The sequence below is a fragment of the Tepidanaerobacter acetatoxydans Re1 genome, from assembly GCF_000328765.2.
Classification (GTDB): Bacteria; Bacillota; Thermosediminibacteria; order Thermosediminibacterales; family Tepidanaerobacteraceae; genus Tepidanaerobacter; species Tepidanaerobacter acetatoxydans.
On record NC_019954.2, the window covers coordinates 332,800 to 346,834 of the forward strand.

Genomic DNA, 14,035 nt, shown 5'->3' on the forward strand with positions numbered 1-14,035 from the left:
TAGCCTTGATAATTTCGCAAAATAAACCCTTTGAAGAAATAACTGAGTATTTAAAAGACTGCGAAAAAATTGTATTAATAGGTTGCGCTCAATGTGCTACTGCATGTAAGAGCGGCGGTGAAGAAGAATTAATAGCCATGAAAAAGAGATTAGAAGAAATCGGTAAGCAGGTTTTAGCTTTTATTGTGCCTGAAACCAGTTGCAACTATCTTTTGATTAGAAGAGATCTTAAGAAGATAAAAGATGAAATAAATGAGGCGGATGCCATTTTATCATTTGCATGCGGAGATGGGACTCAAACTATCGCAAAGCAGGTAAAGATTCCGGTCTATCCAGGTAATGATACATTATTTGTCGGGGAAGTTGAAAGGGTTGGTCAATACAGCGAAGCATGTAGAACTTGTGGAGAATGTGTGTTGGGATTGACGGGAGGTATTTGTCCGGTGACTCGTTGTGCCAAATCTTTGCTGAATGGTCCATGCGGTGGTGCAAAAGATGGAAAATGTGAAGTAAATCCGGAAAATGACTGTGCTTGGATTTTAATATATAAAAGGCTGAAAGAATTAGGGCAAGTAGAAAACTTAATTCAAATACAGCAGCCTAAGGACTATTCTAAGACCACATATCCGAGAAACCTCAACTTACGAGAGAAAGATGGGGGTGGAAGGCAATGAGTTTGTTGCAAAAAGCTCTTGAAAGCGGTGAGTTTGCAGTTACTGCCGAATTGGCACCACCAAAAGGAACTGATTTTTCTCATGCCCTGCAGAATGCAGAATTATTTGGAGATAGAGTTCATGCTATAAATGTTACAGATTTTCAATCATCATCATTGAAAGCAACTTCTTTAGCTATGTGCAAAGCTTTAATCGATTTAGGATTAGAGCCTGTCTTTCAAATAACCGGGCGTGATCGAAATAGAATAGCGATACAGGGAGAAATGCTGTCGGCGGGATTTTTTGGGGTAAAAAACCTGTTAGCCCTTACCGGAGACCATACTACCGTTGGTGATAATCCAGGTGCAAAGCCGGTATATGACTTAGACAGTATTGGGATTTTGCAGGCAGCTACAATGCTGGCAAGTGGTGTTGATATGGGTGGAAATAAGCTTGAAGGAAGCCCGTCCTTCTTCTTGGGAGCAAGTGTAACTCCGGAATATGATCCCATTGAACTGCAATTAATCAAAATGAAAAAGAAAATAATTGCCGGAGCAAAATTTTTTCAGACTCAAGCAGTATACGATATCCGGACAATGGAAAAATTTAAGGAAATAACAAAACATTTAAATACTAAGATACTAGTCGGTATTATTCCACTAAAATCAGCGGGCATGGCAAGGTTTATGAATAAAAAGATTCCGGGAATAAATGTACCTGACGAATTGATTGACAGATTAAAGTTGAGTAAAGATCCGGTGCAGGAGGGTATTAAAATTGCCGGCGAGTTTATCGTTGAACTAAAAAACCGGAATTTATGCGATGGTGTTCATATAATGGCAATTGGTGCGGAAGAAAACGTACCCTTGATTTTAGATGCAGCGGAACTTTAAATATGGGAGGAATCCAAATGAGATTAGTAGTAATAGGAGCAGGGCCGGGTGGGTATGAAGCAGCTATAAAAGCAGCCAAACTAGGAGCTAAAGTGAGTATTATCGAAAAGGATAAAGTTGGTGGTACTTGCTTAAATCGCGGCTGCATACCTACAAAATCTTTATTGGCTTCTTCAGATGTATTTGGGATTGTTAATAATGCCCAAAAGTTTGGAGTAAACATAACAGGTCAAGTGAGTGCCGACTTTTCCGAAATGATGAACAGAAAAAATAAATTAGTTTCGCAAATGGTAAATGGTATCGAATTTCTGCTTAAAAAGAATGGCATAGAGATTATAAAAGGCGTAGGTAAACTTATAGATAAAAACCTGGTTGAAGTTACAAAAGATGACGGTTCAAAGGAAATCTTAAGAGCAGATAAGATAATTCTTGCAACTGGGTCGATACCTGTATGTCCCGGATTATTTAACTATGATGGAAAATATATAATTACCAGTGATGAAGTGTTAAACCTCGAGAAAATTCCTGATTCTATGATAATTGTCGGTGGCGGCGTAATTGGCTGCGAAATAGGCCAGTTTTTGCGGCGGCTGGGAACGGAAGTGACAATAGTTGAAATGATGCCGCAGATACTGCCTATGGAAGATGAAGATGTAGCAAAACAGTTAATTCGGCAGTTTAAGAAGGATAAAATCAAAATAATTACAGGGAAAGGCATTACTTCCGTTAAAGTAGAAAACAATAGGGTAATTGCAGGCGTGGAAAATACTATGCTTGAAGCTGACATGATGATGGTTTCCATCGGAAGGAAACCATTTACGGAAGAATTGGGACTGGAAAATGCAGGGATTGAAACAGATAAGAGAGGCAGGATTCCCGTAAATAGGAAATTGGAAACATGTGCAGAAGGTATTTATGCAATAGGTGATATTATTGATACACCGTTTTTGGCTCATGTAGCTTCAAAAGAGGGTGTAATTGCTGCCGAAAATGCTCTGGGTGGCGACAAGGAAGTTGCATACCATGCCGTCCCCAGATGTGTCTACACAGAACCAGAAGTTGCTGCTGTAGGATTGACTGAATCTGAGCTTAAAGTTGCGGCTAAAGCATATAAAATCGGAACCTTTGACTTTAGAGGTTTGGGCAAGGCCCAAGTTATTGATAAAATACAGGGATTTGTAAAGGTTATAACAGATGAAAATGATAAACTAATCGGTGCTTCAGTGGTAGGTCCCAATGCAACAGATTTGTTGGCAGAACTGACATTAGCAGTTCACCTTGGACTTTCTGCTGAACAAGTGGGCGATGTTATTCATCCGCATCCAACCCTGAGTGAGGCTATAATGGAAGCCTTGCACGATGTACACGGTCAAAGCGTACATAAAGTATAATTCTGCAGGCAAAAATCATGTAAAAACGAAAGAGGTTTAAAAATGGATTGTAAAGTAATGCACCGGAAATTCGACATTTGTTTGACTTTTAGCATTAAAACTTATAAACATTAAGTTGGAAAAGGAGAGAATCGAATGAAGTTTCCCGATAATTTAATTTATAACAAAGAACATTTATGGGTGAAGGTAGAAGGTAATACTGCCTATGTAGGCATTACCGACTATGCTCAAGATCAACTGGGAGAAATACTGTACGTAGACTTACCGGAAGTCGGCCAAGAGTTTTCCAAGGGCGATCAATTTAGCGAGGTGGAATCCTCGAAAGTAAATTCAACACTAATGTTGCCTTTTTCCGGTGTCGTATTGGAAGTCAACGAAAAACTGGATGACGAGCCTGAATATATAAACGCGGCACCTTATGACGCGTGGATTGCCAAGTTTGAATTGAATAGTCCTGAAGAACTGAATGATATGATAAGTGCATCAGTATATGAAGAGGGATTAGAATAAGGTATTATATTCAGCAGGGCGGCGCAAAGCTATGCTCAAAGACTGCTATTGTGTATATTTACCGTTATATTTATTGAATTTTGAGTCTGTGGTTATCATCTCGGTTTTATTATTTGAAAAATTTAGCATATAGTGATATTATTATGATGACAAGATTGAAGATATTTCTGACTTTTGTGCCTGGGCTTGTGAAGGGAGGGGCATAATGGACGAATTAATAATTAAAGCAGTGGAAGAACTAGACGAAGATAAGGTTGTAAAATTAGCCAATAAAGCGTTGAATGATGGTATGGAACCTTTCTATCTATTGAACTTAATTAAAGAAGGGATGAACAGGGTAGGTAAATTATACGAAAATAAGCAGTATTTTATAGCAGATCTTATTATGGCAGGACTTATTTTTAAAGAGGTTTTGAAACTTGATAAGATGGCGGCTCAACTTCATAACGATGACAGTAAAAAAATCGGAAGAGTATTAATCGGAACTGTAAAAGGTGATCTGCACGATATTGGTAAAGATATTTTTAGAGGCATGATGGAAGCAAATAAATTCGATGTTATTGATCTTGGAGTCGACGTAGGTAAAGAGTCATTTGTGAAAGGTGTACAAAAATATCAGCCGGATATTGTCGGCTTAAGTGGTGTGCTAAACTACACAATAGAATCAATGAAGGAAACGGTAGAGGCGTTAAATGAAGCCGGTCTGAGGAGTAATATACTAATCATTTTGGGAGGTAACCATCTTACTAAAGAAGCATGTGAGTATGTGGGCGCTGATTATTACACAAAGGATGCATCGGTTGGCGTTAAATACTGCAAAAAATGGATAAAAACTAAATATCAAACAAGGAGTATCAATAATGGGATTACCGATTTATCTTCAAATCGTTGAAGACATAAAAGAAAAAATTAATACAGGACAATTAAAACCTGGTGACGCCATATACTCTGAAAACGCTTTAAGTAAGGCCTATAATGCCCGTCTAACCCTGCAAGTCCAGCCATTGATGTATCAAAAGGAAAATCTTTTAAGAATTTTTCAATTGCTTTTAGGGATTTTTCAGGATCATAAGCCAAATCATATTGCGTAAAGCCTGAATAACTTGCAACAATCTCCCCGCCGATTCCCCAACATGGAACCCTAGCCGGCTCTTCGAGATTTATAGCCGCCTCTATACGGTCAAGGCGCTCCTTAGCAAGCTCAAGCCGCATGACGGTGAGAAAAGGACTGGCTATTTTAGCCAGCGAAGGGTATATATATTCTATTCCGGGTAAAGGCAACTTTGTTCAGCAACCTGATAGCAGTATATATACCCTTTATTACGATGAAATGAATAATTTCATAAATAGTGTTGACAGAACCAAACTTTTAGAAGTTAATATTATAATGCCGACTTATAAGCTTATTAATGAATTAAAAATAACTAAAAATAAAAAAGTAATACTGATTCGAAGATTGTTTTATACCGATGGTGAACCGGTAGCGTATGACGTGAAATATTTACCTTATTATAAAGGCATGCCGATCGTAGAAAAAGAAATACGATATGCGACATTCCCTGAAATGGTATCAAAGAATACATCGCTTTTTGCAATAAAAAAGGAACTAATTATTTCAGCTCAAGTACCGGATGAAGAAATTCGAAAATATTTAAACATATATAATGAAGTTCCTCTGATGGTAGTTGAACAAAAACTTTATGATATTGATAACAAACCTATGGGACTGGGAATAACGTATTTCAGGAGTGATTATTGCAAACTCTATGCTGAGGCGTCATTTAGTGATAAAACAGCTCAAGAAAAAGTTACAACTTAGCAGAAAAACCAAAACCTTTGCAATTATAATTGCAAAGGTTTTTTAATAAAAAAAGAGGACAAATATAGGTAGTTGTAGAATACTAATGAGATAAAGCTTTATTTAATGGAGGGGAAAATTAATGAGCGGTAGAAAAACAAGAAAAGCATCTATAGTATTTCTTACAATAATTCTGATTCTAGCATTTGGTTCAACTCAGGTTATGGCTGCCGGTTTTACGGATATAACCGCTACAAAATACGATTGGGCACGACCGTATATAGAGAAAATGAATCTTTTGGGAGTTGTAAAAGGTGTGACAGAAACTACTTACGGCCCTGATGATTCTGTGACAAGAGAGCAACTTATTACCATGTTGGTCAGGCTTATGGGGTGGGAAAGTCAGGCAACTGGCAAAAGTCTGCCTTCAACTTTTCCCAAGGCTAATTCAGTGGCACCCTGGGCACGAGGATATGTGGCGGTGGCTGTGGAAAAGGGGATTGTATCCGATGAAGACTTGGAAAATTTCAGACCGGCAGATGCGGCTACAAGGTCAGAAGTTGCTGTTTTTGCGGTAAAAGCCATAGGGCTTGGACAAGAAGCCGAAAGCCGTGAAAATTTAAATGCCTCTTTAACTTTTAACGATGGTTATTTGATCGAGCTGAAAGCCAGGCCGTATATAGAAATAGCTGTTGAAAAGGGAATCATGAAGGGATTTCCGGACGGCAGCTTTAAACCTAATGATAAGGTTACCAGGGCTCAAATAGCTACAGTACTTCATAATATAACCAAACTTGAAAAAACTAATAATATCATGGTTCAAGGTGTAGTCAAAAATGTGGATTCAACATTACTGCCTTCTTTTGATTTAAAATTAGGTGACGGCAGTTCTAAAACATATACTGTGGATACCAATACTTTAATCTATAAAGAAGATGCAGATGGCAATTTAACCAGCGCACAGCTAAAAGACATAAAATCTGGCGATACTGTCAACATAATAGCTAGCAGAAATACGGCACAATATGTAGAGGTTGCTTACGGTAAACAGGCTACCATTGTTGAGGATGAGGATGAGGATGAAGACGAAGACAAGGTCATAAAAGGAATAATCCGAGGAGTTAACATATCGGCGAATGTTCTTACTATTGAAAACCAAGATAATGATAAATATGAAAGCTATAATATAGCATCAGATGTAAAAATAAGACGTGATGGCACAACCTCCGACATCTATAAACTAATGATAGGGGATACCGCTGCTGTTACTGTAACAGACGGCAAAATAGTAAGAATAGAGGCGGAAACTGCTACTAAAGAAATTATGGGTGTAATAACTGACATTACATTTATTTCCAAAAACCCCACAATTACAATTGAAGATGAGGACGGCAAAGAGAATGACTACGAATTAGATAAGAATGCAACAATACGCAAAAACAGCAGAAGTGCAGATGTCAGCGACCTCAAAATTGGTGATGAAGTAAAGCTGACTTTAGAATATGGCGTAGGTACAAGGGTTGTTGCCACAAGCACAAAACAGGATATAAGCGGAACGGTGAAAGCAGTAACGCTTGCTGATATTAATTCTGTTACCGTGATAGACGACAAAGGCAGGGAACACATACTTACAATAACCAGAGATACCGAAATAACAAAAGATAGAAAGCAAATAGATGTAACGGATATTCGGCCGAACTACTATGTGGATATAGAAGCTGAAAATGATGAGGCTATAAGCATAGATGTAACTGTTCGAAGTGTCAAGGAAACAATAAGGGGCACTGTAGTTAATATAAATGAAGATGTTAAAGTTATAGTAATCAGTATAAAAAATGATGATGGCACAAAAAGCACGCAACATGTGTATTATACCAGCGATACCATATTATACAAGGAAAATAGAGAAGTTAGGATAAGTAGGATTGCTGAAGGCGACGAAGTTATATGTATAGGCAGTTATGAGGGAGGCCTGTTTTTCGCAGATACCGTCCATGATCTTACTATTTCTGATTAGAATTGGAAAACAGATTTAGATATCAATAAAATATATTTAGGAATTGATATTAATGAAAAAAAAGTTATGTTTACTGATAATAATTTTTATAGTGTGTTTTACAGGCCTAGCCAAAGGGCAAGGCCTTAATTTTAATGTAAATACTGGGATGGTTGAGGCTCTCAGGTCGATTAAAGCAGATGAATTCCGAAAGCAGTACGGTGTTGACGGTAATGGTATTAAAGTGGCGGTGATAGATACAGGTGTTGATGTAAGTCATCCTGATTTGCAGAGAACTCCGAATGGCAGCACTAAAGTCATTAACTATATTGATTTAACCAATGAAGGATATGTCGATACGAAAGCTACGGCTATTCCTGAGAAAAATCTGGTAAATATTGAAGAACAAAAATATAATGTCGAGGGCATACGGTCAATGAGCGGCTCATTTCATGTAGGTGTTTTCAAAGAGCAACAACTGGACAAGGACAGCCCTATTTGTCAGGATGTAAATCGAAACAACAAAAATAACGATGCTTTTGGGGTTTTAGTAATTGACTCGGTTTTGCCAAAAATCTATGATACTGTCTATGTGGATACCAATAAAAATTTTGACTTTACTGACGAAATACCCCTAAGGGTTTATTCGACGGATTATAAATGGGCCAGCTTTGGCAGGGACAATCCGGCAACAGACTATGTCGAAGAATCATCTTTTGTTATTACAAATGTTGATATAAACGGCAGTTTTGTAAAACTGGGTTTTGACGGCAACGGGCATGGCACTCACGTAACCGGAATCATAGGAGCTAACGGTAATCTTATGGGAACGGCACCTGGAGCGCAGATAATCGCAATAAAGGTAATGGGATCATCTGGGGATGGTAATTGGGAAGATATTTTCAAGGCCATTGAATATGCCGTCAAGCAAGGAGCGGATGTCATAAATGTAAGTATCGGCAATCTTGCATCATCTAAAGAAGGCCATAAAACTCAACTGGAGCTTTTGAAAAAATTATCGCTTGAAAGCAATGCGATTATTGTTATCGCCGCAGGAAACAGTGGTCCTGGACTGGCAACGGCTTATGATGTGGGTGGCGCTGATAATATAATTACCGTTGGAGCATATATGTCCCCCAGACTTTGGGACATCAACTATAATGCAAAAGTACCGGATGAAACACTTTGGTATTACACAGGTGTGGGTCATAGTTCCTCAAGACCGACAGTGGTTGCACCGTCTAGTGTAATTTCAACCGTTAATCGATGGGACAGCGGGGGTTATTTTCTAATGGACGGGACCAGTATGGCAGCACCGTTTGTTTCAGGCAGCTGCGCACTACTGCGTGAGCAAGCTAAAAAAGAGGGCATAGAGATTTCTCCTGCAAACTTAAAAAAGGCTATAGAGGCTGGAACACAAAAAATAGAAGGTTATCTTGAAATCGAACAAGGGAATGGTCTCATAGATGTCGTAAAAAGCTGGAATGTATTAAAACATGGTACGGGTGATTTATTCGGTTTACCGCGCATAGCCATAAATTTAACAGATTCATCGGAAGATATAGATGGTGTTACTTTCCGCGACCAATTAAAAGCACAGCTAAAGCTGCTGCTTACTAACATGTCTCCCGGCTCACAGGTAATAAGGCTGGAATCTGATCAAGAATGGTTAAGTATAGGTGAAAATAAAAATGAAGTTGTACTGCCGCAAGGGAAGCCGCAAAGCATGATGCTTTCGTACAGGTTTCCCCAACAACCGGGCCTATATACTGCCAGAACTACCGGCTACAATATAGAAAGCGGTAAAGCCGTAATGAATTTTTTAACTACTGCGGCTGTGCCCTATGACTTGGCAAAGACCTGCAATATATCTATAAATGGAGAACTTTCGCCATCTCATTGGGAACGTTATTTTTTCAAAACAGTTCCTGGAATGTCGGAGATTGATTTGACCTTAACTGTTCTTGAGAAAAATAATTCCATGGGGCGGGCACTGATATATGTTTACGACCCGGAAGGCCATAAAGTATATGAAGATGTGGCAGGAGCAGATTATATATCGACAAAGCAAAGCAGTTGCTTCAAAGCAGCTAAACCAAAACCCGGCATATGGGAAGTCGTAGTAGTTTCAGATTATAATTTGTCGGATTTTGGTGCGGATGTAACATCTTATCGATTATCGGCTAAGGCTTTTGGAATTTTTACGGATATAAAGGAGTTGACTTTTGCTGTAAAAAAGGGTGAAAGTTATATTTCCCAGGAAATTATGTTGAAAAATGGAGATAATGTGTTTGACGGTCGCTTAGAGGGTGTAGGTTTGGCTGAAAAGAATGAAGGGATTTCCTTCGCAAAGGTAAAAGTAAAAGATGGTGAGCTTACAAAGGGCCCTATTATTAAAGTGCCGGTAAATGCAATGGACTTAAATATAAATTTAATTCCCCAAAATAATCAAAAATGCGACATGGATTTATATCTTTATAAAAAGAATACCGACGGTTTATATGAAGAAGTTGCGCTTTCTGCAAAGATTGATGTTCTGCAAGAAAACATACATTTGACAAGCCCTGAGCCGGGAGAATATATAGTATATATAGATGGATTTTCTATCCCGGAAGGAACGGCAGATATTGAGGTCAAAACTCAAATTTTAACAGATAAAATGAACGTATATATACAAGATATCTATGGAAAGTTAAATCCTAATCATCAATGGAATGCCGGGTTGTTTGTTAATATTCCGACTACAGGTTCCGAGTTTATCGGGTATATTGCTGTGGAAAACGCAAATGGTAATGAAATTTCACATATACCACTTAAATTTGTGGTTGGCAGAAAAATGTTAGAAATAGAAATAACCTCCGATGGATACATTTTAGTAAAAGAGAAGGATACAGGCAATCCGGTTAATACCGATATTATAGTAAATGGTATTGAATATCTTGTCATAGATGGAAAAGCTGTTATACCTATTGATACTGTTGTAGAAACAATTGAAATTTATGATGAACGTTATGCACCGCTGGTATTTAGAAAAAACTTTTAAAAGTCTAAACTGAAATATTTATTGTGTGGTAAAGAAGGAAATCTATGATTCATATAGAATAAAATAATTATAACAGTTTAAATTTCTGTCAATGTAACTGGGAACTGAGAGAAGGCAAATCTTTGATTTATTCGGATGCATTCTTTAGGTAGGGGAATTCCATGCAAAGTTATAAAGTACTGATTGTAGATGATGAGTATTGGGTTAAAATAATGTTACAGGAAGTACTTATAAATTCTGGGTTTACAGTTTTTACAGCATCAAATCATATAGAAGCCGTTGAAGTTGTTAAAAATGACCAACCTGATATTGTTATACTGGATGTTAACCTTCCGGAGATGGATGGTATTAGCCTTTTATCAAAGATTCAAGAGATAAAATCTGATATAAAAGCAGTATTCATTTCAGGTTATTCAGATGCAGGCTGCGTAGAAATGGCTAAAGCACGTGGTGCTCTTGGTTTTTTTATTAAGCCCTTTGATATTTTAGAATTTGCAACCTTCTTAGTAGAAATATCAACATCAGGCATGGCTTCGAGAGGAGAAGGTAAATGGGAGATGAACGGCGGCACGGCACAGTGAACTCTGCAAAATCGGGTAAGTGTAATTGCGATTATTTTACTAAAAGTACTTACACTATCAGGCAGGACCCTCCGTTATATGTTAGGGAGGGCAGTCATCGAATTCTGATTAAATATGACGATGATAAAGTAAGTAATAATGTCTATGCGTATGATGTAGACTTTTCAGTTATAGAAGATTCAACGGGTATATTAGGGTGTTTTGCAACGTATGAAGAAGCAGCGGAAACAAAACGAAAAGAATCGCAAAGAGAAAAGGTGCAAAATGAAAGTCTGACGGCAGAAAAGCAAATGGCAGCAAGTTATATCCATGAGATTAAAAATCCTATTTTTTCCATAAGGGGCTTTCTGCAAATTCTGCACCAAAGTTTTAGTGAAGATGATAAAAGAAAGGAATACGTCAATATAATAATAAGTGAATTGGACCGAATGAACAGCCTAATAAATGAATTTCTATCAAAATATAAGGATGATTCTTTCATTAATGGCGAAGATAAAGGCGGTACTTCAGTTAAAAAGACAATAGAGGAAGTTGTAGCATTTTTCCAATATGGTTTTAAACTTAAAGATATAACTTGCAAGTGTGATCTTAGCAGTGATGAACTTGTTATTATGGTTGATAAAGAACAGTTAATACAAATACTTATCAATCTTATTCAAAATTCCATTGAAGCTATGAAAACCGGAGCAAATTTAAGCATTAAAGCATATGCAAAAGATAAAACAACATGTATAGTTGAAATAAAAGATGAAGGTATTGGAATAAGGCAGGATGACATTGATAAAATCTTCAATCCTTTCTTTAGTACAAAAGAAAACGGAACCGGTTTAGGTCTGTACATTACTAAGAAGATTATAAATAATTATGGGGGCAGCATATATTTAGAATCAACGGAGGGAAAAGGAACCACTTTTTATCTTGAATTTCCTCTGATAAGCTGCTAAACATACCCAAAATAAATCGGTGATGCAAATGATAGATGCGAGGTTTTTTATAGCCCTATATAAAAGCAACAATAATATTGATATTATGCCTATAAGCCTCTTTCGTGAGTATGCTCAGAAGCCGCTAATTGTATATCACAATAAAAAAGAGGTGATAATAGAGCTATATTGTGATGAGTGCAAAAAATATAATAAATCAAGCCTTACTCTGAAATCCTTAAAGAGGCCCGGGGGTCATCGCTTATACTGCTATGGATGCGGCCGTGAATTAGCTTATCTCGGGTCAAAAGCCGATGTAGAAGCGATGGTATCAAAACATCAGCATGAGGTGGAATTGCTGATGCATGAGATGGGTTTTGACGACTATTTTACTGAGCCTTTTATCATGTATGAACTGATAAACCATATACATGATATGGCCGAAGACAAGAAAATACGTTGTCAATGCGGGAGTAGGAATGTAGCTGCAAATATTGGTACTGATAAGATAGAACTCATTTGCAAAAATTGTGGGAGTGTTTATATAGTAAATGCAGCAAATCAAGAGGATTTAGAAATGGTTAGAAAAATGCAATCTATTACCATAAAATCCAAATCCTGTCGCAAGCTTACTAAATATTGACGATATGACACGGAAATGGTATAATATCTAACAAAAGGCAAATCCTCCTCGGTGTATCTTATAAAAAGAGCCCTTTGAGGGCTCTTTTTATCCTGATTTATTTGTAATTTTCCGGTAAAGAAGAAATATTTTCTCATCATTGAATATGATTTTTCAGGATTACTTTCTTCCATTTATTTCCTATTCATCAAGAATTATCATTGAATTTTATTTTCCCGAGAGTATTCAAAAATATCAGCATGATAGTTTCTATAGAGTAATAATAGAATAATAATTTTGTAATTTGTTTGTACAGCTTTAAAGAAATCTAAGGGGTGAAGCATTGCTTATTACAGAACTGGAAAAAAAGACAATAGCGCAGCTACATGAAATTGCTAAAGAAAAGAAAATACCGGGGTATTATAAATATCGAAAGCGCGAGCTTATTATTAAAATAATGGAAGCAGCTAATGAACGTGGGGATGCGGTGGCAGAAGGAGTACTGGAAGTTTTGCCCGATGGCTACGGCTTTTTAAGAATTGAGAACTATTTGCCTTCAGATGAGGATATATACATATCACCATCGCAAATACGTCGCTTTCATTTGAGAACCGGTGATATGATTGCCGGAAATGTAAGACCTCCCAAGGAAGGCGAGAAGTATCGAGCGGTGCTTCAGATTTCTGCGGTGAACGGTTTAGATCCGGAACACGCTGTTTGCAGATATCATTTTGATTCACTGACTCCAATCTTTCCCAACTCACGCTTTATACTGGAACATGATCCTCAAGAGCTTTCTACGCGCATTATCGATATTATTGCTCCAATAGGAAAAGGCCAGAGGGCACTAATTGTATCTCCGCCAAAAGCGGGCAAGACCATGATGCTTAAGAATATAGCTAACAGCCTTACACAGAATCACCCGGAAGTTCAGCTCATAGTGCTTTTGATTGATGAAAGACCTGAAGAAGTAACAGATATTAGACGCTCTGTAGAAGGCGAAGTGGTAAGTTCTACATTTGATGAACTGCCTGAAAATCATTTAAGGGTTGCTGATATGGTATTAGAAAGGGCACAGCGCTTGGTGGAGAGCAGAAAAGATGTGGTTATCCTTCTAGACAGTATAACCCGCTTAGCTAGAGCCAACAACTTAGTGGTACCTCCTACAGGCAGGACTCTTTCCGGCGGTCTGGACCCCAGCGCGCTTCACAAACCAAAGCGCTTTTTCGGATCTGCCAGGAATATTGAAGAAGGCGGCAGCTTGACAATTATAGCTACAGCATTAGTAGAAACGGGAAGCCGAATGGATGATGTGATTTATGAAGAATTTAAAGGAACAGGAAATATGGAGATACACCTTGATAGAAAACTGGCAGAGCGCAGGATATATCCTGCCATTGACATAAAAAAGTCCGGTACGCGTAGGGAAGAATTATTGTTATCCAAGGAAGAATTAGAAGCTACATGGGTTTTAAGAAAAGCCTTGGCTTCTGTTGACAATGTGGAGGCTACATCTATTATCATAAATAAATTAAGAAAAACAAAAACAAATAGAGAGTTTTATGAAAGCTTGGCAACGTTTGTTAATGAAATGCAAAACAATAAAGGGACATATTAGTTTAAAT

The 14,035-nt window shown here is 37.6% G+C and carries 12 protein-coding genes and 1 pseudogene; 12 read left to right on the top strand and 1 reads right to left on the bottom strand.

The genetic code is table 11. The features are described 5' to 3' along the window. Positions 1–5: 5 nt before the first annotated feature. The 5 genes from TEPIRE1_RS01530 (at position 6) to TEPIRE1_RS01550 (ending at position 4,339) form a co-directional block, all read left to right on the top strand. Positions 6–674 (top strand): methylenetetrahydrofolate reductase C-terminal domain-containing protein, encoded by a 669-nt coding sequence (locus tag TEPIRE1_RS01530; protein WP_013777432.1) that lies wholly within the window; start codon positions 6–8, stop codon positions 672–674. Beyond that, positions 671–1,546: a methylenetetrahydrofolate reductase gene (locus tag TEPIRE1_RS01535; protein ID WP_013777433.1), complete on the top strand. Its 876-nt coding sequence runs from the start codon at positions 671–673 to the stop codon at positions 1,544–1,546. The genes TEPIRE1_RS01530 and TEPIRE1_RS01535 overlap by 4 nt, the downstream gene beginning before the upstream one ends. A 17-nt stretch (positions 1,547–1,563) precedes the next feature. Next, positions 1,564–2,937 carry a dihydrolipoyl dehydrogenase gene (lpdA, locus tag TEPIRE1_RS01540; RefSeq protein WP_013777434.1) on the top strand — a complete coding sequence of 458 codons (1,374 nt, stop codon included), beginning with the start codon at positions 1,564–1,566 and terminating at the stop codon, positions 2,935–2,937. 135 nt (positions 2,938–3,072) lie between these two features. After that, positions 3,073–3,447, top strand: coding sequence for a glycine cleavage system protein GcvH (gcvH, locus tag TEPIRE1_RS01545; RefSeq protein ID WP_013777435.1), 375 nt, complete (start codon positions 3,073–3,075; stop codon positions 3,445–3,447). Positions 3,448–3,652: 205 nt separating this feature from the next. After that, positions 3,653–4,339, top strand: a complete 687-nt coding sequence (locus tag TEPIRE1_RS01550) for a cobalamin B12-binding domain-containing protein (protein WP_013777436.1) — start codon at positions 3,653–3,655, stop codon at positions 4,337–4,339. Between the two features lie 17 nt (positions 4,340–4,356). Here TEPIRE1_RS01550 and TEPIRE1_RS14315 read toward each other — a convergent pair whose 3' ends face one another. Further along, positions 4,357–4,728 carry a hypothetical protein gene (locus TEPIRE1_RS14315; protein WP_331704436.1) on the bottom strand — a complete coding sequence of 124 codons (372 nt, stop codon included), beginning with the start codon at positions 4,726–4,728 and terminating at the stop codon, positions 4,357–4,359. On the opposite strand from TEPIRE1_RS14315, the pseudogene TEPIRE1_RS01560 reads away from it, so the two are divergent. From TEPIRE1_RS01560 to rho, 7 genes and pseudogenes are all read left to right on the top strand, one after another. Then, positions 4,649–5,266, top strand: a pseudogene (locus TEPIRE1_RS01560) (GntR family transcriptional regulator); the annotation flags it as partial. The gene TEPIRE1_RS14315 and the pseudogene TEPIRE1_RS01560 sit on opposite strands and share 80 nt — an antisense overlap. Before the next feature lie 121 nt (positions 5,267–5,387). Next, the gene (locus TEPIRE1_RS01565) at positions 5,388–7,262 is read left to right on the top strand and encodes an S-layer homology domain-containing protein (protein ID WP_013777438.1); all 1,875 of its coding nucleotides are present in this window, start codon (positions 5,388–5,390) and stop codon (positions 7,260–7,262) included. 52 nt (positions 7,263–7,314) lie between these two features. Further along, positions 7,315–10,284 (top strand): S8 family serine peptidase, encoded by a 2,970-nt coding sequence (locus TEPIRE1_RS01570; RefSeq protein ID WP_013777439.1) that lies wholly within the window; start codon positions 7,315–7,317, stop codon positions 10,282–10,284. A 161-nt stretch (positions 10,285–10,445) separates the two neighbouring features. Continuing rightward, positions 10,446–10,865, top strand: a complete 420-nt coding sequence (locus TEPIRE1_RS01575; protein ID WP_013777440.1) for a response regulator — start codon at positions 10,446–10,448, stop codon at positions 10,863–10,865. Next, positions 10,835–11,809 (top strand): ATP-binding protein, encoded by a 975-nt coding sequence (locus TEPIRE1_RS01580; RefSeq protein ID WP_013777441.1) that lies wholly within the window; start codon positions 10,835–10,837, stop codon positions 11,807–11,809. The genes TEPIRE1_RS01575 and TEPIRE1_RS01580 overlap by 31 nt, the downstream gene beginning before the upstream one ends. Before the next feature lie 28 nt (positions 11,810–11,837). After that, on the top strand, positions 11,838–12,431 hold the full coding sequence (locus TEPIRE1_RS01585) for a hypothetical protein (protein WP_013777442.1): 594 nt from the start codon (positions 11,838–11,840) through the stop codon (positions 12,429–12,431). Between the two features lie 322 nt (positions 12,432–12,753). After that, positions 12,754–14,028 (top strand): transcription termination factor Rho, encoded by a 1,275-nt coding sequence (gene rho / locus TEPIRE1_RS01590; protein ID WP_013777443.1) that lies wholly within the window; start codon positions 12,754–12,756, stop codon positions 14,026–14,028. Positions 14,029–14,035 lie beyond the last annotated feature (7 nt).

Bases quoted from the DNA above. Each gene is read 5' to 3' on its own strand.
- TEPIRE1_RS01535 (WP_013777433.1), top strand. From the start codon at position 671: ATGAGTTTGTTGCAAAAAGCTCTTGAAAGCGGTGAGTTTGCAGTTACT.
- lpdA (WP_013777434.1), top strand. From the start codon at position 1,564: ATGAGATTAGTAGTAATAGGAGCAGGGCCGGGTGGGTATGAAGCAGCT.
- gcvH (WP_013777435.1), top strand. From the start codon at position 3,073: ATGAAGTTTCCCGATAATTTAATTTATAACAAAGAACATTTATGGGTG.
- TEPIRE1_RS01550 (WP_013777436.1), top strand. From the start codon at position 3,653: ATGGACGAATTAATAATTAAAGCAGTGGAAGAACTAGACGAAGATAAG.
- TEPIRE1_RS01565 (WP_013777438.1), top strand. From the start codon at position 5,388: ATGAGCGGTAGAAAAACAAGAAAAGCATCTATAGTATTTCTTACAATA.
- TEPIRE1_RS01570 (WP_013777439.1), top strand. From the start codon at position 7,315: ATGAAAAAAAAGTTATGTTTACTGATAATAATTTTTATAGTGTGTTTT.
- TEPIRE1_RS01575 (WP_013777440.1), top strand. From the start codon at position 10,446: ATGCAAAGTTATAAAGTACTGATTGTAGATGATGAGTATTGGGTTAAA.
- TEPIRE1_RS01580 (WP_013777441.1), top strand. From the start codon at position 10,835: ATGGGAGATGAACGGCGGCACGGCACAGTGAACTCTGCAAAATCGGGT.
- TEPIRE1_RS01585 (WP_013777442.1), top strand. From the start codon at position 11,838: ATGATAGATGCGAGGTTTTTTATAGCCCTATATAAAAGCAACAATAAT.